The organism is Membranihabitans marinus (assembly GCF_019802045.1).
GTDB classification, from domain to species: domain Bacteria; phylum Bacteroidota; class Bacteroidia; order Chitinophagales; family Saprospiraceae; genus Membranihabitans; species Membranihabitans marinus_A.
The window spans coordinates 16,780-42,241 of the sequence record NZ_JAHVHU010000006.1 but is presented as its reverse complement, the minus strand read 5'-3'; the positions used below and the strand labels follow the sequence as shown (position 1 = coordinate 42,241).

At 41.9% G+C, this 25,462-nt stretch carries 24 protein-coding genes and 1 other RNA gene; 14 read left to right on the top strand and 11 right to left on the bottom strand.

Annotated features, from left to right (window positions below):
• Window positions 1-260 precede the first annotated feature (260 nt).
• Window positions 261-773, bottom strand: coding sequence for a hypothetical protein (locus KUV50_RS06165; protein WP_222579228.1), 513 nt, complete (start codon window positions 771-773; stop codon window positions 261-263).
• A gap of 98 nt (window positions 774-871) precedes the next feature.
• Here KUV50_RS06165 and KUV50_RS06160 point away from each other — a divergent pair, with 98 nt between their 5' ends.
• Window positions 872-1,300 carry a hypothetical protein gene (locus KUV50_RS06160; RefSeq protein WP_222579227.1) on the top strand — a complete coding sequence of 143 codons (429 nt, stop codon included), beginning with the start codon at window positions 872-874 and terminating at the stop codon, window positions 1,298-1,300.
• 121 nt (window positions 1,301-1,421) lie between these two features.
• Window positions 1,422-3,485, top strand: a complete 2,064-nt coding sequence (locus KUV50_RS06155) for a TonB-dependent receptor plug domain-containing protein (RefSeq protein ID WP_222579226.1) — start codon at window positions 1,422-1,424, stop codon at window positions 3,483-3,485.
• Between the two features lie 84 nt (window positions 3,486-3,569).
• Here KUV50_RS06155 and obgE read toward each other — a convergent pair whose 3' ends face one another.
• The 3 genes from obgE to KUV50_RS06140 all read right to left on the bottom strand — a co-directional run bounded on the left by obgE (window position 3,570) and on the right by KUV50_RS06140 (window position 6,064).
• Window positions 3,570-4,595 carry a GTPase ObgE gene (obgE, locus tag KUV50_RS06150; protein WP_222579225.1) on the bottom strand — a complete coding sequence of 342 codons (1,026 nt, stop codon included), beginning with the start codon at window positions 4,593-4,595 and terminating at the stop codon, window positions 3,570-3,572.
• Between the two features lie 7 nt (window positions 4,596-4,602).
• Window positions 4,603-5,187, bottom strand: a complete 585-nt coding sequence (locus KUV50_RS06145) for an adenylate kinase (RefSeq protein ID WP_222579224.1) — start codon at window positions 5,185-5,187, stop codon at window positions 4,603-4,605.
• Window positions 5,188-5,413: 226 nt separating this feature from the next.
• Window positions 5,414-6,064 carry a 50S ribosomal protein L25 gene (locus KUV50_RS06140; protein ID WP_222579223.1) on the bottom strand — a complete coding sequence of 217 codons (651 nt, stop codon included), beginning with the start codon at window positions 6,062-6,064 and terminating at the stop codon, window positions 5,414-5,416.
• A 268-nt stretch (window positions 6,065-6,332) separates the two neighbouring features.
• On the opposite strand from KUV50_RS06140, the gene KUV50_RS06135 reads away from it, so the two are divergent.
• The 4 genes from KUV50_RS06135 to KUV50_RS06120 are packed head-to-tail and all read left to right on the top strand — an operon-like array spanning window position 6,333 to window position 9,042.
• Window positions 6,333-6,683 carry a hypothetical protein gene (locus KUV50_RS06135; protein ID WP_222579222.1) on the top strand — a complete coding sequence of 117 codons (351 nt, stop codon included), beginning with the start codon at window positions 6,333-6,335 and terminating at the stop codon, window positions 6,681-6,683.
• Window positions 6,684-6,689: 6 nt separating this feature from the next.
• Window positions 6,690-7,550 (top strand): DUF5777 family beta-barrel protein, encoded by an 861-nt coding sequence (locus KUV50_RS06130; protein WP_222579221.1) that lies wholly within the window; start codon window positions 6,690-6,692, stop codon window positions 7,548-7,550.
• Window positions 7,550-8,590, top strand: a complete 1,041-nt coding sequence (locus KUV50_RS06125) for a c-type cytochrome (RefSeq protein WP_222579220.1) — start codon at window positions 7,550-7,552, stop codon at window positions 8,588-8,590. The genes KUV50_RS06130 and KUV50_RS06125 overlap by 1 nt, the downstream gene beginning before the upstream one ends.
• A 5-nt stretch (window positions 8,591-8,595) precedes the next feature.
• Window positions 8,596-9,042, top strand: a complete 447-nt coding sequence (locus KUV50_RS06120) for a GNAT family N-acetyltransferase (RefSeq protein ID WP_222579219.1) — start codon at window positions 8,596-8,598, stop codon at window positions 9,040-9,042.
• 242 nt (window positions 9,043-9,284) lie between these two features.
• Here KUV50_RS06120 and KUV50_RS06115 read toward each other — a convergent pair whose 3' ends face one another.
• Window positions 9,285-10,241, bottom strand: coding sequence for a polyprenyl synthetase family protein (locus KUV50_RS06115; RefSeq protein ID WP_222579218.1), 957 nt, complete (start codon window positions 10,239-10,241; stop codon window positions 9,285-9,287).
• Window positions 10,242-10,361: 120 nt separating this feature from the next.
• Here KUV50_RS06115 and KUV50_RS06110 point away from each other — a divergent pair, with 120 nt between their 5' ends.
• Window positions 10,362-11,048: a GDSL-type esterase/lipase family protein gene (locus KUV50_RS06110; RefSeq protein ID WP_222579217.1), complete on the top strand. Its 687-nt coding sequence runs from the start codon at window positions 10,362-10,364 to the stop codon at window positions 11,046-11,048.
• A 333-nt stretch (window positions 11,049-11,381) separates the two neighbouring features.
• Here KUV50_RS06110 and KUV50_RS06105 read toward each other — a convergent pair whose 3' ends face one another.
• A complete protein-coding gene (locus KUV50_RS06105) occupies window positions 11,382-12,419 on the bottom strand; it encodes a fatty acid desaturase (protein ID WP_222579216.1) in 1,038 nt (345 codons plus the stop codon).
• A 303-nt stretch (window positions 12,420-12,722) separates the two neighbouring features.
• Here KUV50_RS06105 and KUV50_RS06100 point away from each other — a divergent pair, with 303 nt between their 5' ends.
• The 3 genes from KUV50_RS06100 to KUV50_RS06090 all read left to right on the top strand — a co-directional run bounded on the left by KUV50_RS06100 (window position 12,723) and on the right by KUV50_RS06090 (window position 15,488).
• Window positions 12,723-13,184: a hypothetical protein gene (locus KUV50_RS06100; RefSeq protein WP_222579215.1), complete on the top strand. Its 462-nt coding sequence runs from the start codon at window positions 12,723-12,725 to the stop codon at window positions 13,182-13,184.
• 700 nt (window positions 13,185-13,884) lie between these two features.
• A complete protein-coding gene (locus KUV50_RS06095) occupies window positions 13,885-14,679 on the top strand; it encodes an ion transporter (protein WP_222579214.1) in 795 nt (264 codons plus the stop codon).
• Between the two features lie 2 nt (window positions 14,680-14,681).
• The gene (locus KUV50_RS06090) at window positions 14,682-15,488 is read left to right on the top strand and encodes a hypothetical protein (protein WP_222579213.1); all 807 of its coding nucleotides are present in this window, start codon (window positions 14,682-14,684) and stop codon (window positions 15,486-15,488) included.
• A gap of 550 nt (window positions 15,489-16,038) precedes the next feature.
• Here the strand turns inward: KUV50_RS06090 and ssrA are convergent.
• The 3 genes from ssrA to KUV50_RS06075 form a co-directional block, all read right to left on the bottom strand.
• Window positions 16,039-16,417: a transfer-messenger RNA gene (gene ssrA, locus KUV50_RS06085) on the bottom strand.
• A 421-nt stretch (window positions 16,418-16,838) separates the two neighbouring features.
• Window positions 16,839-17,465, bottom strand: a complete 627-nt coding sequence (locus tag KUV50_RS06080) for a response regulator transcription factor (RefSeq protein WP_222579212.1) — start codon at window positions 17,463-17,465, stop codon at window positions 16,839-16,841.
• Window positions 17,458-19,479, bottom strand: a complete 2,022-nt coding sequence (locus KUV50_RS06075; RefSeq protein WP_222579211.1) for a sensor histidine kinase — start codon at window positions 19,477-19,479, stop codon at window positions 17,458-17,460. The genes KUV50_RS06080 and KUV50_RS06075 overlap by 8 nt, the downstream gene beginning before the upstream one ends.
• Before the next feature lie 309 nt (window positions 19,480-19,788).
• Between KUV50_RS06075 and KUV50_RS06070 the strand changes: the two genes are divergently transcribed.
• Window positions 19,789-20,808, top strand: a complete 1,020-nt coding sequence (locus KUV50_RS06070) for a coiled-coil domain-containing protein (RefSeq protein WP_222579210.1) — start codon at window positions 19,789-19,791, stop codon at window positions 20,806-20,808.
• A 17-nt stretch (window positions 20,809-20,825) separates the two neighbouring features.
• Window positions 20,826-21,677, top strand: a complete 852-nt coding sequence (locus tag KUV50_RS06065; protein WP_222579209.1) for a DUF2911 domain-containing protein — start codon at window positions 20,826-20,828, stop codon at window positions 21,675-21,677.
• A gap of 377 nt (window positions 21,678-22,054) precedes the next feature.
• On the opposite strand, the gene mscL is transcribed toward KUV50_RS06065, so the two are convergent.
• Window positions 22,055-22,510: a large-conductance mechanosensitive channel protein MscL gene (mscL, locus tag KUV50_RS06060; protein WP_222579208.1), complete on the bottom strand. Its 456-nt coding sequence runs from the start codon at window positions 22,508-22,510 to the stop codon at window positions 22,055-22,057.
• A 181-nt stretch (window positions 22,511-22,691) separates the two neighbouring features.
• Here mscL and pncA point away from each other — a divergent pair, with 181 nt between their 5' ends.
• A complete protein-coding gene (gene pncA / locus KUV50_RS06055) occupies window positions 22,692-23,294 on the top strand; it encodes a bifunctional nicotinamidase/pyrazinamidase (RefSeq protein WP_222579207.1) in 603 nt (200 codons plus the stop codon).
• 171 nt (window positions 23,295-23,465) lie between these two features.
• Complete coding sequence (locus KUV50_RS06050; protein WP_222579206.1) at window positions 23,466-24,353, top strand: DMT family transporter; 888 nt, start codon at window positions 23,466-23,468, stop codon at window positions 24,351-24,353.
• Between the two features lie 41 nt (window positions 24,354-24,394).
• On the opposite strand, the gene KUV50_RS06045 is transcribed toward KUV50_RS06050, so the two are convergent.
• Window positions 24,395-25,363, bottom strand: coding sequence for an NAD(P)H-dependent flavin oxidoreductase (locus KUV50_RS06045; protein WP_222579205.1), 969 nt, complete (start codon window positions 25,361-25,363; stop codon window positions 24,395-24,397).
• Window positions 25,364-25,462: the final 99 nt, after the last annotated feature.

Here is a 25,462-nt window from a genome sequence, read left to right as displayed (position 1 = left end):
GACGAACTAACAAATATAGCAATTTTTAGAGATATATGGTTCCCTTCCGGGGTGGACTGACTGCCATAAATAAGGTGGTGCATATCGATGAATGACCATAACAACAATAATTACCTCATAAAAATGTTCAAATGAGTATTGCCGAAGACCACTGTTCGCGGAGGTTGTTTGAAACAAAGACTTTGTGCATGCATCTCCCATAAACCACCCTCCAAGAAGAGTTTATAGGATGCCAAAATCATGGATTCAAATCCGTAGAATTATTCCTCTCTTCGGGCTTCAAGTGGCGCGTGACCATACGTTGGAAAACTTGCACTCCCCGAGTGATTAAAATTCTCCGTAGCCTCAATGGGTAAAACGTAGTCTTTAATAAATGAACGGAAGAATGCGATTAACTCCTGGTCGTCAATGTTTTTGGAAAGGGGTTTTTTAAAGAAAAGGATATGGTCTATTTCCCCGGATTCTTCAAAAAAAATCTGAAGCCATACTTTAAGACCTTTGATGTCATAATCGATTTTCTCAGAATGTACTTCCATCGCGTGAAGCACCATAAGCCATTTTTCAAAAGCTTTATCCATATCATTTTCAGTCTGGTGTAAGAGTATTCCCGGGTATTCCTCATACAGACTGGAATAAAAACTCTCATATTCACCAATCAAAAAAACTTTTGGGAGTTCTGATGCAGTTCTAGGTTCGTTCTCAACAGTTTGTGCAATGACTGCACAAAATAGCAGTGAAAAAATGAAGGTTGCTATGTATCTTTGGCTATTCATATAGCGTGTGTTTTTTTGGGTTAACAACGAGAAAGATAAGATAAATTTTTGAGAAACCGGTACACAACTGCTCATCCATCCAATATTTAAGATAGTTTATGACAATAGATCTTGTAATATTTTTTGTTTTTGTCACCAGTATTTGGATTGGATGGACGATGCACATCTATCTGGACTGGTTGCGATTGCTATGGATTGGGGTTTATGCACTGGTAATAGTAACCGCGCTTCCATACTTTTTTTCTTTTATTGACCACAGCTCAGCTGATTTGCCGCTGAATTTTTATTACGGGATTGGAATTTGCGTAGCCGCTTTAATCTTTTTTGGATTTTATCTGGTTATAAGACAAAATCACCAGGCTTCTTCCGGAGTGCGTCGAGTGGCAGGGTGTTTGATCTTTGTAGTTGTTTCTGTCTTGTCTCTTATGGTTCTTCTGATAACTATGGAAGAGCAGGGTTGGATAGATGTTAGTCAGAGTTTAATTTTGTCCAGAATTCCGGAAGAATTGAAACAGATTATTGTATGAAATCAACGGGCTGGAAGGTCCGAATTAATTATTTAGCGTGGCATAGAGTCACCTTGAAAATCACACTAAAGCAATGAACCATTTGGGAAAAGGTATAATTTGGATATTGAGTTGGATCATCATGAGTTGGAGCTTACCATCGTATCTCCATGCGCAGAATGACACGATGGTATATGCGGTGTTTGACAGCGTAGTCGTGACCGGATATGATTCAGAGAAAGCGCTGAGTTCTGTGCCCGGTGCCATCCATGTTCTTCAGGAGCGCCAACTGACCGCTTTTGATGAGGAACGGATATTAACCAGTATGAACGCGTTACCCGGAATTCGGTTCGAACAACGTTCACCGGGAAGTTATCGTCTGGCCATCCGGGGTAGCACATTGCGTTCACCATTTGGAGTCCGCAATGTGAAAGTCTATTGGAACGGAATCCCATTTACAGATCCGACCGGTAGCACGGCGCTAAACCTGCTGGATAATGTCAATATGCAGCAGATGGAGATTATCAAAGGACCAGCGGGTAGTGTTTACGGGGCAGGAACCGGTGGAGTCCTCAATATAAACAGTACCAGCAATCACACCACTAAACTATTATCAGGTGGTGTTCAGGCAGGTTCGTTTGGTTATTCAAAGGTCAATATTGAAGCGAATTTATCTCCCCGTTCTTCCACCACACTGGAACCGGTGAACCGGACAACGATAAAGATGGCCCGCCAGTCATCTCACGGTTACCGGGATCACACCAACTTCAAAAGATGGGTTGGTGAACTGTCTGGTTCATATCAGATTAACAACCAACACAACCTTGAAAGCCACCTGTTGTTTTCATCATTGGATTATCAGATTCCAGGCGGGTTGACCAGAGATCAATTCGACGAGGACCCTCAGTTGTCCAGACAGTCCTCCAAGTTTGCTCTGGGCAGCGTAGAAGCAGATGCTGGGGTTCGGCAATCACTATGGCTTGGTGGGATAACTCATCGTTTTTTTAGTAAACAGTTTCAAAACAAGACCACGATCTACGGAAGTTTTTCTCCATTCGACAATCCATTTAACCTGGACTATAAAAAAGATCTTCGCACCTCATTTGGCGGACGTACAAAATCAGACTATTATTTTTCAAGGACAAATGATCGACTGAAGGCATCTTTGGGAGGAGAATACCAGCATGGATTCAATGTGGCGCGAAATTTTGAAAACGATTATGGCAAACCAGGTTCGCTTAATTTTGATGATGAGTTGACCGCTAACCAGTTTTTAGTATTTGCCAGAATGGAATATCTTTTTGCTGATAGTTCGTTTGTGACGGTAGGCGTCAGTAGGAATTTTCTTGAATACGATATAAACCGTCTTGTTGATGTCGCACAGGACACCGCATACCGAGTCCTTAAATCATTTGACCCAGTCTGGATTCCCCGGATTGGGTATTCACGAGCAGGACGGTTTTTCGATTGGCATGCAAGCGTTTCCCTGGGGTATTCACCACCCACTATAGAAGATGTCCGCACCAACGAAGGGTCGATAAATCTAGGTTTAAAACCGGAGATTGGGTTCAATTATGAAGCCGGTATACGGAGCCGTTTGTGGCGAGATCGGATTTCTGTTGATCTGACGGGGTATTACTTCAATTTGAATAATACAATTGTCCAACAGTCTTCACCGCGAGGTACCGTTGTATTTGAGAATTCAGGTTCAACGGATCAGTTTGGGGTCGAAACTGTGGTGCAGGTGGTATGGGGCAGGGGACGTGCGCAGGAACCGTTATGGCATCTGGTGATGTCGCATGCGCTGCATTTATTTTATTTTGATGAATACTCTAAATTTTCAGATGGGGAATTGAATGACTTCTCTGGAAACCAACTTACAGGGGTGCCGCAAAATTCTTTTTCCGGATCGATACGCTGGTCACCCAGAGGACCTTTTTATGTTCATGGGATGGTCCAAGCGGTGGGTGAAATTCCACTGGATGATGCAAACACGGTGTATTCTAACTCCTACAATGACGTTTCTATAAAAGTCGGTTATCGATTTTCCTTGAGTCAAAAAGCAACTGTAGAATTGTTTGCAGGAGTACGCAACGCCTTGAATCAAAAATACAGTCTGGGGAATGATTTAAATGCATTTGGAGGCCGATACTACCAACCAGCTGCTCCAAGAAATTATTATATCGGTGGTAAAGTTGGAATATAGAATTATACCGGGGGACCGCGAAGACGCTTTAGCTCAATTCCAATCTTTCCTTTTGCTAAATAATTCAGCTTTAGCCAATCCTACTCATTCTTCTTCCATGGCTTCAGGCTTGCCAACGGGACGGTTCATCATCTTCCACAGCTGGTCTTTGAGCTCGGTGAGACCGGTTTGGGCCACGGCAGAGAAAAAGAGATAGGGTGCATCAATGGTGAGGTTTTCCGCAATCAATCCTTGAAGTTCCTGATCGATTAGATCAGCCTTGGATATGGCCACGAGCCGGGGCTTGTGAAGCAATTCAGGATTGTAAGCTTCTAATTCATTCAGAAGGATTCGATACTCTTCGTTGATGTCATCGGCATCCGAAGGAATGACCAACAATAAAACGGCATTTCGTTCGATATGACGTAAAAAACGGATCCCGAGACCCTTGCCTTCACTGGCCCCTTCGATTATTCCGGGGATATCTGCCATGACGAAAGATTGTCCGTCGCGGTAGGATATCATTCCGAGCTGGGGGGTCAGGGTGGTAAATGGATAATTGGCAATCTTGGGTTCAGCGGCTGAAATCACGGAAAGAAGGGTCGATTTACCTGCGTTCGGAAATCCAACAAGTCCCACGTCAGCCAGTAATTTTAATTCCAGTATGATGGTTCGTTCAAGGGCTGGTTCGCCCGGTTGGGCATAGCGGGGCGCTTGATTGGTAGAAGACTTAAAATGACTGTTACCAAGTCCTCCTCGTCCGCCTGAAATCAGAATTGTGCGGTCGCCGTCCTTGTTGATTTCAGCGAGAACTTCACCAGTTTCAGCGTCTTTGGCGAGGGTGCCTGGTGGTACATCCAAGACAACATCCTCACCATCTGCACCGGATTTGTGACTTCCACCACCCGGTTGTCCGTGACCGGCGCGGATATGTTTTTTGTATTTGAGGTGTAGAAGAGTCCATTTATTTTCATTACCCTGAATGATAATGTGTCCCCCCCGGCCACCATCACCACCATCGGGGCCGCCTTTTGGAGCAAATTTCTCCCTCCTGAAATGAGCAGAACCCGCTCCACCTTTTCCACTTCGGGTGTAAATCTTTACATAATCTATAAAATTTTCATTCGCCATTTTTGATTTAATTTACTTCGACGACCTGATCAATCGTTTCTGTGAGCCGGTTGAATACATCTTCTATTGATCCGGTTCCATTGATGGTCATCGATTTGTCCATCGCATCATAGTAGGCATAGACCGGTTGTGTTTCCTTTTTATAGACGGCGATCCGGTCGCGTATAATTGATTCATCCTGATCGTCGGCCCGGCCGTCTGTTTTTCCTCGTTCGAGAATTCTTTCAATGATTTCTTCATCATCGACTTGCAAAGAGATCAATAAATCAATCTCATCATCTTCTTCTTCCAGGAGAACATCAAGTGCCCTGGCCTGATCTACGGTTCTGGGAAATCCATCATAGATGACACCAAAGGTTGATCCGTGACGTTCCAAGGCTGCTCGGAGCATATCGATGGTCACTCGGTCGGGAACCAATTCTCCCTTGTTAATGTATTCCATCGCCAACTGCCCCAGTTCTGATTCATCACCAATTTCTTTTCGAAAAAGATCGCCGGTACTGATGTGCAGAACATTGTATTTTTCGGCTAGTTTTTTGGCTTGTGTTCCTTTGCCAGATCCGGGCGGGCCAAATAGAATTAAGTTGATCATAGTGTGTTGGTTTTTCGTTGATTTGTTAGAGTCGGCTTCTAAATTATTTCGTTTCAGTGGTATCGATATAGCTTCTCAATTATCATCAAGATTCGAAGCTTTTTAAGACGGCTTAAAAGTACGTAATTCAACAGCTTCTCCCAAATTTGGTTTTAAATAGTAAGGGCTGTGTGGTTTTATTCCACACAGCCCTTATTAATATTATTCGTATTGAATGTTATTAGTTTTATTCAGCTGCACCTTCTTCTGACGATTCGTCACCTTCTACTGGTTCGCCATCTTCATCCAATTCTTCTTCTCCTTCAGCAGCTGGCGTAGCTGTTTTAAGAATACGAGGAATTTCAATTGATGCAATCGGTGTATTGGGCTGCTGGAGCACTTTGATGTTTTCAGGAAGCACAATGTCCTTGATACGTTTGGTAGTGCCAAGCTCCAGATCAGAAACATCGACCGTCAATTCATCCACCAAATACTGGGGTGTCGTGACAATGTCGATCGTCCGCATTTTGAGAATAAGATTCCCCCCTTCTTTGGTACCAGGCGCTTCTCCAACACTCCGCAACGGAATTTGTGTTTTTACTTTGACGCCTTTGTACAAGGCCAGAAAGTCAATGTGCGTGATCTGATCCGTCACCGGATGAAACTGTACATCTTTTACAATAGACCGGTAGCTTTCTCCATCTACCTCAATGGACGCAGACTTAAACTCCGGGGTAAAAATAATATGCTTTACATCGTTGGGTTCGAGTGTGAAATGTATATTGGTATCACCTCCACCATATAATACACAAGGAATTTTACCTTGTTTTCGAATATCTCGGGAGGATTTCTTTCCTAGTGAGGACCTCAATTCACCTGACATCTTTACTTCCTGCATGACTTAGATCGTTTTAATGGAGCGCAAATATACGCATATAATTTATTAAGACAAATATTATCTCTAAATTTCAACGAAAAGCAACGATGAATATCCCCATGGTTTTGATCGTCGGTTTGGTGTCACCGCTTTGTAGCATTTAAAACGGGACATTCCACATTGCGTGACGCATCGCTTCAGAAAACTTTATCTTAAAATTTGAGAGCCTTAATAGCTTGCTTTATTTTAATGATTAATATTGTGTCAAATTAGTTCGGTAAAACGTTTTATGAAAAGATCACATGGCTTGAAGGTCATCCTGCTTGGTATCCTGGTGGGATTTATGTACACTTCCTGTAGCAGTGATCAGGTGCTGCCCAGGGAAAAATGTCAGGACGATGTGACTTATGAAGAAATCCGGTTTTTACTGAACCGCAAATGTGCGACGAGTGGTTGTCACGATGGATCAAGTGGGTATGGTGACTTTCGAAGTTATCAGGGCATGGTCCCAGATATAAAAAACGGTGGGATCGAGTCGGAAGTACTACTGAAAGGCACTATGCCACAAAATGATACGCTAAGTAACATGGAGTTTCATCTAATTCAGTGTTGGATCGATAATGGGTACTTAAAAGAATAACACGTGATGGGAAATTTGAAAATATTGTTGATGCTTAGCATATGGATAAGTTTTACATCGGCAGTTGGTCAAAATGTCCAGGCATATATTTATAAAGACCGCAGAATTATTAATTCCTGGTCCACGGAAGTGTTGCCAAAACGGGTCCTGGATTTTCGTGTTGGCCACCGCTTTGGTGATTTTTCAGGAAGTGGAGGGGGATGGAAAACATTTTATGGTCTGGAAAACGCCTCGGACATTTCAATCGGTTTTGACTATGGAATGCTGGAAGATGTCACGGTTGGATTGCATCGGACCAAGGGTGCCGGGCCATTGAGCCAGTTGATTAACGGACACATCATGTGGCGTATAACCAGTCGGGGTACAGAACGACCGTCCTCACTGGGCATAATGGTTATGAGTACCATGTCGACCATGCCCAAAAGTGAGAACTCTTCCTCACTCAGTTACTTTCCCAAGTTTCAACATCGGTTTTTATATTATTCAGAATTAGTGGGTGCAAAAAGATTCAATGCGGTGTTGTCGGGATCATTGGGGCTCAATGTGGTTCATCATAATTACGTACAGACGGATCGAGAAAGCAATTTGTTTGCTATGACAGCGGGATTGCGAATCCAGCTCAGTCGGTCTTTTGCGCTGTTGGGAGAAGTTACGTATCCCATTTCCAGATTCGGTCAGGACGAAGACTACCATTTTCCACTTGGATTTGGTCTGGAGTGGGAGACGGGCGGTGGACATATTTTTCAGGTGAATCTTATCAATGCCCGGGGATTAAGTGAAACCGATTATATTCCCTATTCGCGTTCGGACTGGCGGGAAGGAGGATTTCGAGTTGGTTTTACCATCGCCAGAAAATTCAGGATATAATGCGGGGTTGGATTTACACAGGTGTATTTTGTTTTTTAATAGGAATGGGCGCATTCTATCCCGAAACCGGAATGTCCCGGCTTTCGGATGAAGTTTCAGTTGCTGACGTGGTGGAGCGCTTAAGTGGCGAGAGTAACAATTTCAGACCAGATATGTCAATCCCCGGTGTCTCTGCAGCCACCGGGCGTGATTTGATCTTCAATGGAGTGGCCGACTCTTCACCTTCACTTCTTCCACCGCGCAGAATCAGTAAGTTTTTTACCTGCAACGCCTGTCACAATTCAACACGGGAGGATCCGGACCTGAGCGATATTAACCCGGACGATCGGCTGCAGTATGCGATAGAGAATAATCTCCCGTATCTTCCTGGAAGCACGTTTTGGGGGATCGTAAATCGAATTGAATTTTACAATGATGATTATTTTAAGAAATATGGTCAATTGGTTTTTGCTACCCGGGAAAATTTACGGGAAGCTGTCCAGCTGTGTGCGACAGAATGTTCGCAAGGCCGGCTTTTAGAAGATTGGGAGCTGGAATCAATTTTAGCCTATTTCTGGGAACTTGAATTGACGCTGGAAGATATTCGACTTTCCCCGGAAGAAACCAGATTACTGGATAGAGCACTGAATCAACCGCAGGGTCAAAATGTGAAAAATGAAGCTTTGACTATGCTCCAATCGAAATATCCTTTGCGGTATAGCGCAACCTTTTTGCCTCCGCCGAGCACCAAAAACGAGCGGATGTATGTCACCGGGGATCCATTGAAAGGAGAACAACTGTATAAATTGTCCTGCCAACATTGTCATTACAACCAAAATTTTAGTTATTTCCTTTTGGATAATACAAAAATGACTTTTAAGTATCTTTATAAACACATCCCGGATTACGATAAAAAATCATTGTATCAAGCGATACGATATGGCACGCCGCCTATGAGCGGAAAACACGCTTATATGCCTCAGTACACAAAAGAAAAGATGAGTCCGGGGCAGATTAACGATCTGGTGACTTATATAAAACGTGAAGCAGGAAAATTTTAGAATTTATGGATTATCATATAAGAAAAGGACACACTGGTGATATCGAAGGTGTATTTAGCCTGGTCAAAGAATTAGCGGAATTTGAGAAAGCTCCGGACGAAGTTATTACCACCGAAGCAGAATATTTAGCGCTTTACAAGGAAGGATTGTTTGACTTTCTTGTTGCCGAATCGAATGAAAAAATTGTTGGCATAGCGTTGTATTATTTTACTTTCTCGACCTGGAAGGGAAAGATGTTGTTTTTGGAAGATTTTGTCGTGCGTCAGGAACTTCGGGGGATCGGCATCGGGAAGGCACTATTCGATGGCGTAATTGAACAGGCCAGGAAGACGGATTGTGCTTTGATGAAATGGGAAGTTTTGGATTGGAATGAAAATGCCATTCGGTTTTATGAGAAATACGATGCGACCATAGAAAAAAATTGGTGGGATGGAAAGCTCTTTTTTAGATAGAAGTTAACAACAGGTCTTTTCAGTGGCAGGCAGGGCTTGTAACTCTTCCACGCATGCTTCTTTTAAATAACGAAGGAAGAGGCTACAGTGCATTCTTTTGAGCTATGCCCGACCCGTCGTCGTACGATGAGTGGGGGGATAAAGTCAATCAGCAACCGGTATAACTGTTCGATCTGCTAAATGTCCCTACTTGTCAGCCGATGTGAACGCAAACCCCACTTTAAAACTTACTATCTGTTCTTTCAATGTTCACGTCGGAAAATAGACTGCGTATAATCGGTCAGCTTCTTTTTTCGTTGGGGTGAAACATCGATTTTTGCCAGTGCTGCATGCGCTTTTTCAAAGTACTCCTGTTCTTTGGCCAGCGCATATTCTTTGGCGCCTGCTTTTTCAAAATAGTTAAGTATTGTGTCGATCTTATCTGGAGCAGAACTATGATAGAGTTCGGTGAATCCATCTTGTTCTTCTTCCGGCATGGAAAACCAGGTTCGGATATACAAGATGGTTTTCTTTCCTTGAATAATATCGCCTGCTTTTATCTTCCCTATTTTTTGGGTCTCTCCATAACAATCCAGTATGTCATCCCTGATCTGAAAAGAGATGCCCAGGTTTTTTCCATATTCATAGAGGTGCTCCACTTCGGCATCTGTTGCACCGCCACAGGCCGCACCCATCCCTAATGCGGCGGCAATTAGTACACCTGTCTTTTTGGTTATCATCTCCAGATATTTATCGATTTGAACCACGGGTAGCGATTCAAAGTCCATGTCCATTTGCTGTCCTTCGCAAACTGCGCGGGCACTGCGGGTAAATAATGGAAAGATTTTGGCATGTGCGTGCTCTGGTGCTTTCAACAATGCTTCATAAGCTAATATCATCATGACGTCCCCGCTTAATATCCCGGTATTAATGTCCCACTTTTCATGGATTGTAGGTTGGTTCCGCCTGGTTTTGGCATTGTCCATGATATCGTCGTGAATGAGTGTGAAGTTGTGGAAAATTTCCACAGCCATGGCCGCCTGCATGGCATCGTCCGAAGATCCGGAGAATAGTTCACAACCTTTAAGTGCGAGGTTGAACCTGATTTTTTTCCCTTTTTGGGCCATAATATACTCCACGGGGTCATAGAGTCGCCGCGGGTGGGTTGGTAGCAGGTCATTGATCAGAAGGTCCGCCGAGTTGTTGTTTTTTGTGTCCATAGTTCGTGCTCCGATTCAGATGGACAAAGATATCACTTAGAAAAAACTTTGGGGCATTCATTGGGATAAACAAGAATTAATTATTTTTACCTGGAATCAATAAAAAAATAAAAACGAATTATGATTTTCGGAAATCTTTCTACGTGGAGTATTTGTGTTTTTTTTCTAATTACTGCAAGCAGTGGTCTTCACGGCCAGTCCAAAGATCAGTCCCGACGGGATGCACTTCAGTCAACGATTGATCAATTTTCAAAGGATCGTAAAGATGGAAAACACGGTGAACCGGATGTGATTTTTGTGGGTAGCAGTAGTTTTAGAGGGTACAAGGGGTTTGAAGAAGATTACAAGGGAATAAATGCGATCAACCTGGGATTTGGCGGTTCGTTGTTATCGGATGTTCTTTACTTTTTTGATGAATTAATCGAGCCATATGACCCAAAACAGATTATAGTTTACGAAGGTGACAACGACTTGAATGCGGGGATGTCTGCGGAAGAATTTATGGCTGATGTTCGTGCCTTCGTTCGATTGGTCAATATTCGTAAACCTGGAGCGCACATTTCGTTTTTAACACCCAAACCAAGTCCGGCACGACGCAAGATAACTCCGAAATACGAAGCTGCTAATCAGGCCTTGTATGAGTATGCTAAAAACACGGAAGGAGTGGACTTTATCGATGTCAGTCAACCGATGTATCGCCTGGACGGGACTATACGCCCTGAAATATGGACTTCGGATTCATTGCATATGAATCGCAAAGGATACGAAATATGGGGACCTATTATTCGGTCTTACATCAGAGAATAGGCCACGGTGGTCGGTGTTTAACCCGCAAAAGTCGAACGTCGCCCAAATTTGGGCTATGTAGTATGCCCAATTTTGGGAATTAAGCAATTGATTCACTGGAAATTATGCGTCATAATTGTTTGACGTGGTGAATAAAGCGGGTTAACTGTACTATTGATTCTAACTCCAGTGTGGCGATTTTGGGTGTGGTCATCTGGTGTGAGGATGAGTTATCCGAAAATGAAAATATCTATTCCCTAATTAAATAACAACGGGGTATTGGTTCATCCAATACCCCGTTGTTATTTAGATCATCAATTGTTTGATGATTTGAGTGACTCAAGGAAAAATTTCCTATGCCTTAACCGTGGCCTTTTTCATTTTTGAATATTGCCAGAAGCTTACCATTTTTTGCTGCTCTTCATCCCAGAGTTTGTTGAAAATGCAGGTAAAGCTTTCCCATCCACCCAATACTTTAACGTGCTTTTGAAATACAGGATTCTCTCTGGCGCATTTTTGCAGGAAATAATTGGGTATTCTCGGACTCAGGTGGTGGATGTGGTGCAAACCAATATTGCCGGTCAGCCAGTTGATCGGACGCGGCACTTTATAGTAAGTACTACCCTTGATGGAAGCCACGAGGTAATCCCATTTGTCTTTCCATTGCTTGTAGGTTTCCTCATGTTGATGCTGTACGTAAAAAAACCAAAATGCAATTACGATGAAAAAGAACAATATGGTCATTTGAACGATTAAAAAATGCCATCCCAGAAGGAGGGTCAACAGCGCATAGACACCAACAATCAGAAGATTATTACCAATCAAGGGTTTGTGGCCTTTGGTGACCATTTTTTCTTTTACCAGGGGCGATCTCACTACGAACAGCAGGTAACCCACAGGAACGATTAAGTGGAGAACAATCGGCGAACGATAAATCCGGTAGCCCAATTTTTTCCAGGTTGATAGTTGGTCGTATTCTTTGACAGTTAGCATGGGAACATCGCCGATGTGGCGGGTTTCCAGCTGACCATTGTGACTGTGATGAAAATTGTGAACCCGATACCAATAATCGTACGGAATGGTACTGAATACACTGCATACCCATCCCACGATGGTATTTTGTTTTTTAGATCCCAGAAATGACTGGTGTCCACAATCGTGTTGGATAATAAATATCCGCGCCATAAAAAAACCACATACTATAGCTAAGGGGATTCCAAGCCAGTAGGAATATTTCATGGCAAAAAAGGTTAACACCCACAATCCGATGAAAGGCAAAAAGGTGTTTAATATTTGAATGGTCGCTAATTTTTTACTGTGGCCCTGGTAGGGTTTGATAAGTTGTCTCCAGTTTTTAAGATCCTTGTTGATTTTTATCTGAATTTCATCCATATGGAAGATTAAATTTTAGTGAGAGATCGAATGAAGATCTTCATTCGAGCGCAAAGGTAATGAATTCCGAGGTGCTTTCCACATTGCGGTCTATAAATATATCCTAAATTCTCATTCGCTAACACCTCATAATTTCTATGTATTAGTACTCAAAGTTAAAATATTTTATTTATAAGTAAAGTTGTCATAATGCCAACTCTGAACTATCTTTGATCAGCTTATTCTATGAACTATATTAATTTGGATTTAACGTCCAAAACTGGGTTTTGACTTAGGCCTTTTTACTATCAAAAAATATGACAAATGAAGTTAGTCAAGAACATCCATCTTATTCAGGACTCTCTTTCTGAATCAGACATCAATGAATTGAAACAAGATGCGTACAATTATGCAAGGCACGCACAATTATATTTTAAAGTTATCCATTTTGATGATTCTGAGTTAATAGTGGAGGCTAGACAATTTAAAAGCCCCAATGAAAACTACTTTACCGAGAAAGAAATGTCAGAGCGCACTAGGGATTTATTTAATAGAGTTTTCCCGAACCATGAATTGAAAGTTCGTTTAAGCCCCTATAACGCCCCAGCCGTCGATATAGTAACACCAGCATGGGTTCAGGAGCGCATGAGCAAGAAGAGGATGGCATCCAAGGCAATTCGGGATCTAACCGGGATAGACAAAGGGAATATCAGTAAATGGATATCTGGTAGTAGAAAGATGAGCCAGCCTGTGAAGGCAATGTTTTACTTGTTGCTAAATGATTAGGATCCCTATAAAGATGCTAAATCTTGTTAATCAGCAAACTGACAAAGTTAAAATATTTTGGTATGATGGATCCAAGAATGAAGTACATTGAATAAATGAATGAAGCCACTTATGACCTGATTTGTCGCTTACAAAACTTAGAATTGAAAATGACCTCGATAACCAGGAGAATTCTTAATAATTTTAATGCCAACGATCAACCAAACTCTTTCTTTGAGAAAAACTCACTTCCGAATGACCTGTAATCGTGTCTTATCGCTAATAAGTTGCGGCGATTCGATTTGGCATTTGATCTCGATATTTCGCAGCCAAATATATATCGTTTGGAAAGATAGTGAAAGTGATAAACCAGCCCCGGACGGGTGCTTGATGGATTGAGAAAGATGTATGATGAAACTGATATACTACCGTCAAAACAGAGAAGCATATAATAATGAGAATGGCACGTAACTTGACGTAGTTATAAGCATGCGACCCTATTTTGATATTGATTTTTCTAGCTCATTGGTAGCCCAACTGCTGGATCTGGAGGGACGGATTGATCCAGGTACATTATTATTAGTATCTTCCGTTTAAAATTAAACTTCATCGGAACAGATTGCGAGAGGTGATGAGGATGAGGGCAAAATTATAATAGTAGAGTTCGGGACGACTTCAAGTCTATGGATAAGTATTTGTTTTATATAAGTCTAAAGAACACATGAATTTTAAAGCGGATAGTGACACCTCCATAAGGGACGACCAGATTATTCGTTTCCTAGGGAGTTTGGATGTGTTAATCAATTTTTTGATTTTTCTGAATTTGATAGCTTTATCAATTGAGACATTCAAGGGTGTTCCAACACATGTCGAACAAGTGTTGAGACACTTTGAAATTTTTTCAATAATCGTTTTTAGTGTAGAATACATCACAAGGATAATTTTATCACCAATAACACACCCAAGTAAGTCAAAGGTAGGATCTTACGCCAAGTATATTTTTTCAATTTTTGGTATTATTGACTTGTTATCGATTATTCCGTTCTACTTGCCACTAGTTTTTTCTTCAGTAGATTTAAGATTTATTCGGGTACTGAGATTTTTAAGATTTTTCCGGATATTTAAATTGGGTAGATATTATAAATCCATGAAATTAGTACGAGAAGTATTGCAAGAGAAGAAGTCTGAGCTAGTTGTTACAGGGTTCTTGAGTATCATTATAATTCTTTTTTCAGCCTTTTTAATGTATTTTGTAGAAGGTCAAGTACAGCCTGATGAATTCTCAAATGTGTTGGATGGGATATGGTGGGCGATTGCTACGTTAACAACTGTTGGATATGGTGATGTTTATCCAATCACTGGTGTAGGAAAGTTCGTAAGTGGAATAATAGCAGTGACGGGGATAGGACTTATTGCATTACCAACAGCCTTGATTAGCGCAGGGTTTATGGATAAAATGAAGGGAGAAGATGCATCTATAATTAATTGTCCGCATTGCGGAAAAAAAGTAAAGTAAATATGAGTTTGATTCGTAGTGCCATTAATCAGGTAGGTAGAGACATGGGAAGAGTGGTCAGCAACCAAATCTTTAAAGACGCCCATTCTATTCCAATTCGGAACTCTTCCGCTTCTCCTTCTACTCGTTCTAGTCCTCGACAGAAAAGAGTGAAAAAATCTGAATTTGACAAAGCTGTGTCTTTTCAGACAAGTTTTCGCCCCCCAACGTTAGTCAATAAATTGGTTGGGGCATATACAGCACTTAAAAACGAAGCAAAGGAATTTATTCAAGATGATTATTTAGATAATTCAGAAACGGAGATATTGCTAAACTCCATGATGAAATTCAAACACAAAGTAGAAGATGTAGTCGATGTTCTAGAGTTGGATGAAGATAAGAACAAAAACGAATTAGATAAGGTCGAAAAAATCATCGTAAATGTTAATACCTTATTTAGAGAGGTTATGACAACTGCGATTGAAGGAGCGGAAGAAATGTCTGTGTACTACCATTCTAAAGCGATTGAGACACCTGAACCTCCTGATTTTGGTAAGCACATGATGTTGAGCACAGTTTGGTTAGAAGATTATTCGTTGAACGGTGAGTTTAACTGGTTTAATTTTTTCCTTCTAAATGGAATTATTATCTGCTTGGCTATTTATGTATCGCCCTATCTTTTGGCCCTATATCTTATACCCGCATATAAAGGTTTTAAATCTCATAGGGATCTTCAATCTGAATTGGATGAAAATAAGATGTATTATATGAAAATGTGTACGTTTGAAAAGCGTCGATCGGAAACTTTTAAGGATTTATTGCCAGAATAGAATTATACAATCAATTCTAATAAAATCATAAAAAGTCAAAATGGAAAAATTTGCAATACTTACAAATCCTCGAAACAACAATGCCATAATTAAAGAATCATGGTTTCAGATACTTGAAGGTGTCGGAGAGTACTTAGACAAAGCAACGCTAAGATTCTTAGGTTTAAAATATTGGATTCTCAAGATAGATTACAAAGAGTACTAGTTGGAAATATTGACCGAGAACCTTATCTGCTACATCGGCCCGTTCATTATGTTGCCTAAGCTCCCACGGGTAACACTTTTTAGCTCTGAATGATGAACAGTTCAGTATTCTAGATATAGTATTACTTTTTAGATTGGAGCGAAACGTAAATGACAAGTAGGTTGCAGGTTTTATCTAACTTGGATTTCAGTAGAACATTTTTGATCATTCGTACCAGTTTCGAAAAGAAGATACGAATCAGATACGTATAAATGTGTTATTAAAGCAATTCACAGGAAAGTATGATAATCAAGATACAGGCAAAGCGTAGCTATGTCGGGGGAAATCAAGATATGAGAATAAAAAAAGTGGAGCTGCCGGGGGTCGAACCCGGGTCCAGTCAAAGCACTCATCAGCTTTCTACATGCTTATTTACAGATTGAGTTGTCGGGAAAAGAACCGGTTCTGCAAAGGACCTGTCCAATTCCTTATTTCCTTAAATGTCAGTTCCGGATCGGAACAAGTCCGGAACTTAAGCCTGAATGTTTATGATGTGCGTCCGACTTTGTATCAGGCATCAAGCCAGAGGCACACATGCATCTCTAATTTCTAAAATTAGGCTGCAAGGGCAAAGTTATTATTGCCAGTTAAATTGGTTTCAAGATTATTTGTTAACGGAGTAAATCAAGATGCTCCGACATGCTTACTGACCAGAAATCTTCCCTGTCGAATCCAAATCAGCCCCATAAGTTAAAGAACGTTGTCAATCCCTATAACGACAGGATTTTAAAATAGTTCGGCGCAAAGATAAATTTTTATTAGTGCAATGCTTCTGAAATGATGCTTTATGCACAAAAAATCTCTGAAGTCCCCAGTAAGCCCAGCGGGGATTGTTAAAAAAAAAGATGCTTTCTGATCACAAACAGAAAGCATCTGGCAATACCTAACTTAACTATTGCTGATGTGATATCCCACGTCAGTGATTTTAAATCCTCTTTTCGGCAAAGTTACTATGGGGTTTAACTTCAGGGAAATTTGAAAATTTAAAATCGAATATAGGTCAAATGTACTTTAAGGTAAGATTTCAAACAATACGTGTTGGTACGCAATTATCTACGTGGTTCTACGTATATGACCCTGATTTTGCTTGATCCCGGCGATTATATTTACAGATATTGACTGTTTTTTTTTGCCCAGGTTATGAGGGAAGTCGGCGAAGTAGGTAAAGCCAGTTTTTCTATGATATTACTCCGGTGTTTTTCAACCGTACGCACGGACACGCCGTAATTTTCAGCAATGGCCCGGCTGGTCAGATCATTGGCTATCATTTTCAGGATCTTTTTTTCTGTAGGTGTCAATTCTTGGATGGGTGAAGGGTGTCCTTTAATCGTGTGATTTTGTGCGATTTTGGAACTAAAGTAAGTTTTTCCTTCCAATACATTCTTCAGGCAGTCTTGAAGTTCAGCCATGGAGTCCTCTTTTAGAAGATAGCCCGACACATGGAGCTTATCTGCCATCCGGATGATCATCTGATCCTCCTGATATGAAAGAATAATAAAGCGTGTAGGTAATCTTTTTTCTCCAATTTTTTGAGCCACTTCAAGTCCTGTGAGATAGGGCATTTCAATATCCAGAATAGCTACCTCAGGTTTATGATCGATAATTTGCTGTAAAGCAGACAGTCCATCTGGTGCCAGTATCAGGTTGTGGTATTGAAGTTGATGAAGAAAATCTGCAATTCCTCTAAGGAAGAGCGGGTGGTCGTCTGCGATTAAAATTTTGGGATCAGTCATCGTAGGGAATTTTTAGTGTGATTTTTGTGCCTGCTCCCTTTTCTGAATGAATATTGAGCTGTCCCTTCAGAAATCGGGTTCGTTCGCGTAAGGTTTTCAAGCCAAGACTCGATACCGTATTAAAATTTTCTGAGACGTCAAATCCACGTCCATTGTCCTTTATATATAACTCGGCATGCTTTGTATGTTTCCGGACTCTAAATTCAACAGCTTTGGCCTGGCTGTGTTTTAAGATGTTGTTCAGACATTCCTGAGCAATTCGAAAGATGTTCAACGCGGACTGATTGGTATAGTGCTGATCAATATCTTCGATGGCAGTATCTACGAATATATCCGTGTTGGTGTCAAAGTCTCCAATGAGTTTTTGTAAGGCCGCTGTTAATCCCAGTTTTTGCAGTGTGAACGGGTGCAATGCCCGGCTGATTGTCCGGACTTCTTCCAGTGTGTCTCCTACCATTTGCGCTGTGATACCATCGTGATTAAGTTGAACTTTGTTTTTGATCAACATAAGGCTTTGACCGATGCCATCATGCAATTCTTTGGAGATGCGACGATTCTCGTCTTCCTGAAATTGGATTAATTGTTGATTGTATTTGATTTCAAGATTCTTTTCTCGCTTTAACTGCAGCCGATGCTTCCATTGAAATATTGAAAAACCGATCAGAGAAAGACCAATTATGCTGACTAAGAAAATCCGCATGTTGGCTTTTCTTTCCCGGATGCCCTGCTGCACTTCAAGTTCTTTTTGTTCGATGACAGCTTGTTGTCGGTCGCTTTCGTACCTCATCTGTAGGGAGTTAATAAGTTGTGCATTGTTGATCGAATCGACCTGGTTTTGGACGCGAATCTGATCGGATAGCGCTTCAGCCGCTTTTTGATAGAACCCAGTTGTTTTGTAGACATCTGCCAATAGGCTATTCACTTCGATAATCATCTGGTCACGTCCCGATCCCTCAAGCTTATTTTTTGCTTTTTCAAGATAATATAGGGCTTGTTCGGTTTTACCTTCCAATAAAAAAGCTCGCCCGATCTGTATGTGAGCATCGATAATGGATGCGGTAGCGCCATAACTCTCCAGGCTGTCTAGGATCGCGGGCCCGCTTCGAATGGTACTGTCAGTCATCCCGACATCGTTGAATAGTGTAAGTTTGTTGGCATGAACAAACACCTGGTAGAATAGTAGGTCGGCTTTATGGAATGTCGAATTCGTGTCAATCGTAACCAGAGCATCGTTGTAATACTGAAATGAAGCGTCGTAATTTTTTTGTTTTCGTTCGTCGATCGCATTGTTGGCATAAATAAAAATCAACTGGCCATATTCTCCGGTTTCCCGGGCCAACTGTGCCGCTTGATTTCGCTGCCGGCTCGTTTCTTCAAACCGACCTTGTTTGGCAAAAGTCGTGGCTACCATCAATCGGGCGGCTAGCTCACCGGGTTTGTCTTTTTCTTGTTGGGCTTGCTCTAACAGCTTCAGAGCATATTCGGCTGCACCCTGATAATCAGTCAAGGCAAGGAAACCGGTGTATAGATCAAAATAAACCGCTTCCAGGAACAAGAGGTCTTCCGACGAGATGTTGTTTTCGATGTCCAACAGATGCCGGACTGCCTGCCGTGGACGACCTTCCGCGATATGATTCAAGCCAAGGACAAACTTATACAGATGGTGTTCTCTGAACGCCGGATGATCCTCTGCATAGGTCTTGTATGGATCCAGATCCGAACCCCATAACCGATAGTTCCCCCGATCTATCAGATACCTGGTCCACTGGATGTAGTTTGTAAAAGCCAGGAGGGTGTCTCCGGCTCCTATCAATTCTGCTTCCATTGATTTTAGAGATTGTGCAGCAGAATCTGTTGGCGGGATTTCTGTGGAAATATTATCCAGGTGATTGAGATCTGGGCTGTTTTGTGAATGAACTAGACCTACGTTAGTCAATAGGTTGAATAACAACAATAAAAGTAGTGGCGGACACGTAGTTCTCTTTAAATGTTTCCACAAATTAATTCTCTTCATGCAGGGGTTTTTAGAAAGTGCTAAAGTTAACGATAAAGAAGATATAATCCCAATATATTGGGTCGACATACCGAGAATATATTCTATTGTTTTGCAGCTTTCCACCGGCCGTAGTGCAAAAACAAAACTCAACCTGGGGTGTTTTGCGGGGTAGGTGATTTGGAGAATTACTGAACCTGCAGCTCTTCAGTTTTCTTATGAGTCAGATCCCGGGGGTGGAATTTATCTTATAAGCGGTTTTTTAGTTAAATTTGCATTGTTAAACCGGTATATTCCGTGTGATACTCGATGTACGAATCAATTTAATAAATGGCAGATATAAAATCGACAAGAACATTTTGGCAACGGCCTGAGGGTCGGACTGGTGCATTGGTGTTGGCACTCCTGACTGGTGGTGTGATACTGGGAATTTATACTGCTTTGCCGGTTCTCGTAAGTTTATTTTCTACAGGCATCGGTTTGGCGGCATTACTTATGGTTTTGGGTGTAATCCTTTTTATGGTTCTGGATCCCAAGATGAGAAACCTCATATGGTATTTTTACAAAAAATCCATGCGTTGGATCACGAGTTTGTTTGTGAAAATTGATCCGATTTCCGTGTTGAAAACGTACATCGATGATCTCAAAGGGAATGTCAAAAAGATGCATCGGCAGATCGCTCAGCTCCGCGGACAAATGCATCAATTGCAGGAAATAATTTACAACAATCAAAAGAGTATTAAAGCAAACATCGAAGAAGCCAGTGCAGCCCGACAAAGAGAAAAACGGAATGTCATGATTCTCAAATCCCGTAAAGCGGGGCGATTAAAGGAGTCGAATAAGCGGCTGGAAGAAATGTATAACCGGATGGAAATCCTTTACAGAGTACTCCGACGCATGTATGAGAATTCAGAAATCTTACTCGAAGATATCAAAGATCAGGTTTTCCTGAAAGAACAGGAACGGAAAGCAATTCTTGCCAGTCATACTGCTATGAAATCTGCTATGGATGTAGTCAAAGGAGATGGTGATAAGAAAGAAATGTTTGATCGGGCACTCGAAGCGGTAGCGGACGATGTCAGTCAAAAAGTCGGTGAAATGGAAGAGTTTATGGTGATGTCTGAAGACTTCATGAACTCCATCGATATCCAAAACGGGGTTTTCGAGGAAAAAGGCTTGCAATTATTGGAAAAATGGGAGCAGGATTCTGACTCCCTGCTCTTGGGGAGCGAGAAAGAGCATTTACTTATCAACAGTGGTGATGATGAAACGCTGGATTTAAATGAACCCGTTAAAAAACCAGTTCGTGAGGAAAATCATAAAAACCAATACGATTCATTTTTTGATTAAAACAATAATATAGTACTATGAAAAATTTATTTTATTTAATGTTAATGACGTGTATTTGTATATTCACTGCACATCCTTTGACAGCACAGGTTCAGGCCCCTTCCGCAAGTCCCACAGCTACACTTAAACAAGATGTTGGATTGACAGACATTGAGATTACGTATTCCCGTCCGGGCGTAAAAAATCGCACTATTTTTGGAGAACTGGTACCGTACGACCAATTCTGGCGCACAGGTGCAAACGCAACCACAAAGGTTTCTTTTGGCGATGATGTTATGATTGGTGGTAAGCAACTTAAAAAAGGAACTTATTCACTGTTTACATATCCAGGTGAAAAGGAATGGACGGTGATCTTTAGCCATGCTATGAATTTACCGGGCGCAGATGGCTATGATAAAAGCAATGATGCAGCGCGAATTCAGATCAAACCTGAAACCTTACCCCATAAGGTGGAGACCTTTACCATTGGGGTTGGGAATATACGCAACAATACCGCTACCATCGATCTGAGCTGGGAAAATACCCGGGTAAGTATACCGGTTTCACTGAATACGGATGAAAAAGTATTTGCCAGCATCGATCAAGTAATGAATGGTCCTTCCAGTGGTGATTATTACACCGCATCGGGGTATTATCTTGCAACCGGCAAAAATCTTGAACAAGCGCACGAATGGGCCTCCAAGGCCGTCGAAATGACCGATGCTAAGTTCCCATGGTTCATATACAACAAAGCGCAGATCGAAGCTGAGTTGGGTAAAAAAGATGAAGCAGAGAAAACGGCGAAACAAGGAATATCAGCAGCGAAGGCCATGGGAAATGATCATTATGTCATGCTCCATGAAAAACTCATCGAAAAATTGAATAAATAAATTTGCAGATTACTTTTTCAAACTGAAACACAAAGGTTCTGTCAAAATATCTGACAGAACCTTTTTTTGTCACATTAACCCGCAAAAGTCAAACGTGTGCACGTTGATCAGCGGAGCTTTATTTATACCAATATTGTGCTATTTGGTTCCCTATACCCACCCACACCACGACAAGAATGAATTGTGTCCTCGGGGCCGAGCCGGGTCCATTCACCACATTTGACTACTACATGCCAGTGATTTTTTTCGCTAGCCGCTCACAGGTGGGTTGATCAATTTGATCGGGCTTGTACGCCAAATTTATTCAGTCGTTTCTTGTTTCGGTTTTTTTTAACTGTCCTTAGAGCAAGTCAATAAAAACCAGAAAACTTCTGAGGTTAAGAACGTTCAGAAGGGGTGTCAGACTGCTTATTGGTCTGTTCTTGCATAAGGTTTCGTATTTCTGTCAAGAGCTGGATGTCTTTCGGGGTAGGGACGGTTTTGTCTTCCGTGTCTTCAGATTTGAGACGTATTCTGTTGATCATTTTAATCAGGATAAATATGGTCATCGCAATGATCAGAAAATCGATCGCAGCCTGCAGGAACATCCCATACTGAATAATCAACGCCTCCTTGACAACCTCTCCGGAACCGTCCGTCTTCGCTGGCCTGAGGATCCACTGCAAAGATTCCAGATGTACTCCATTGGTCAAAAAACTAAGCGGCGGTGTCAAAACAAATTTAACCAGACTATTGACGATTTTACTGAAGGCAGCCCCGATGATGATGCCAACTGCCATGTCGAGCATGTTTCCTTTGACTGCAAACTCCTTGAATTCACTCCAAAACTTCATGAAATATGATTTTAACCAAAAATAAGATCGTCGTTGATAAACCGCAATGGATTGTTTATCCTTCAGGTAACTATCGATTCAATAATTGGATCAATATACCAAATTCTAAGAAACCATAACATTTTTTCCGGCAGGCTGTTTTGATTTTAAGAATGAACTTGAAACATAAATAATATATGCTATGAGCAAGAAAGCTTTGATTGTCGTCGATATGCAAAATGATTTTCTCCCGGGCGGATCTTTATCCGTGGAGGGTGGTGATGAGATTATTCCCGTGATCAATCGGATACAACAGGATTTTGATATTATCGTGGCGACCCAGGACTGGCATCCGGCCGGACATTTTAGTTTTGCTTCCAGCCACCAAGGGAAGAATGCATTTGATGTATTGGAATTAGGAAATGGCGAGCAGGTGTTGTGGCCGGATCATTGCGTCCAGGGGACCCCGGGAGCGCAATTTTCAGCAGAGTTAAATACAAAACCGATCAGTGCAGTTTTTCGAAAAGGAATGGATCCGGAAGTGGATAGTTATAGCGGTTTTTTTGACAATAACCGGGCACATCGTACAGGCATGGCGGGTTTTCTTCGGGATCTGGAAGTAACGGATATATATGTCGCAGGATTAGCTGCTGACATTTGTGTGTATTATACCGCCAGAGATGGACAGGATTTAGGTTTTCAGACCCATTTTGTAGAGAATGCGGCAAAATCTATATCCCAGGATAGTTATGTGAAGGCTAAAAGAGACCTCCATCAACGGGGAATTGAAATTTGTACCTTGTGAATGGTGAACAAAGTTCCGGGTAGACCCTACTTTTTAGCAATCTTTTTTTGGATGCAAGAACCATGGCGACTGCGTGTAGTTTGAGGGGTAATGTGAGAAAAATAATCAAAAATGTGAACCTCTTTTCATTTACCGGTTGTATCACCTACATTTGCAGCTAAATTCATGATAATGATTCAAAGTGGAGGCGGTAGCCCAACCTTTAAGAGTTACCTCACCTTATTTGTTCTTACCCTGGTGTGGGGAACATCTTTTATCCTGATCAAAAAAGGGTTGGTGAGTTTTTCCGGTATGCAAGTGGGTGCTTTGCGGATCGGTATAGCTTTCTTGGTTCTTTTACCACTGGCTGTCCGTGCATTGTATCGGATTCCGAAAAAATATATGTGGGCTGTTTTGGCAGTCGGAATTTTCAGCAGTTTTGTGCCTTCTTTTTTGATCCCGCTGGGACAGGTCAAAACAGACAGTTCGACAGCTGGAATTTTGGTGTCTATGACCCCAATGTTTACTTATCTGTGGGGTATCACCTTATTTGAACAGGATTATAGCCACAAACGAACGATTGGCGTAGGAGTGGGATTGATCGGAGCGGTGAGTCTGATGATAGAACCAGGAGTAACTGTGGGAATAAACTCCAGTGCCTTGTATATTTTGGCTTCTACCATCATGTATGGGGTCAGTGGAAATATCGTCCATCGGAATTTGAAGGATGTTGATTCGACAGATATCACAGCAGTGAGTTTTTTTTTGATCGGGTTTCCTGCGTTGATTTATTTGGGTGCAACTGATTTTGTGGAAATTATGCAAAGTGATCCGCAAGCCTGGTTTTCACTGGGTGCAGTGGCTATCCTGGCAGTCGTAGGGACCGCTTTGGCCTTATTATTATTTTGGAAATTAGTGCAGCAAACGGATCCGGTATTTGGTTCCACGACGACCTACCTCGTGCCCATCGTAGCTATTCTTTGGGGGATTGCTGACGGAGAGACCATTTTGCCCCACCAGTTTGTAGGATTTGCCTTGATACTGTTGAGTGTGTTTTTAGTGCAGAAGCGAAGAAAATGATAGGATCACAATCTTTTGCCTAAAAATAAGTGGATCAATTTTTAAGCTATCCCCGGGGTTTTCCGGGTAATACGCTGAACGGCTGCTACATATTCGGTATGTAAACTGAGAATAATATCTTTGGCTGAACGGATGTCATGAATATTTTCAATCCCATGGCCAGCTGACCAGATGTCTTTCCAGGCCCTGGCTCCCGATTCGTCATTTTGCATATCAAAATTAACCTTACCTGTTTCCGTAATGTTCACGCCGGCCTTTTCCAGACTTTGCCGGATGAAGTGGGCCGGAATGCCCGTCACTGCTGGTGTTAACACCAGGTCATCAAATTTTCCATCCACCAGCATCTGTTTGTATGATTGAGCGGCCAGGCTTTCTGTGGCTGCGATAAACCGGGTGCCCATGTAAGCCAGATCTGCACCGAGTGCCTGGGCTGCCAGAATAGCAGATCCAGAATTAATCCCGCCGGCCAGGATCAGTGTGCCCTCAAAAAATTTACGTACGGCTTCGATAAACGGGAAAGAAGCCATCTGACCAGTGTGACCACCGGCACCGGCAGCAACCAGGATCAGTCCATCGACGCCTGCATCGATGGCCTTGTGGGCCCATTTTATTGAATTCACATCTGAATACACCTGGCCACCATAAGCGTGAACTGTAGGAACCACCCGGCCCGGATTGCCCAGCGAAGTTATGACGATGGGCGGTTGATATTTGCGAATCAATTCCAATTCGGCTTCAAATCGATCATAGCTACTGTGGACGATCATATTGGGGACAAATGGGGCCACTGTGTGATCGGGATTTTCTTTTTTATAGGTATTGAGCGAGTAAGTGATGTCTTCGAACCACTGATTCAGTTCTTTGATCGGACGGGCATTGGGCATCGGAAAGGAGGCCATTACGCCGGCTTTACAACACGCCGTAACCAGGGCCGGTCCTGACACGAGGAACATCGGAGCTACAATGACGGGTAAAAAAGCGGAATCGATAAGTGATGAACGTTCCTTCATGGGTAAATTATTTATTTAGATGTTTTCTGGGTACCCGTATAAGAGCGTGATGTTTGGAGTCATCATAATGCTATCCGGACAAAAAAAAAGTTACACCCG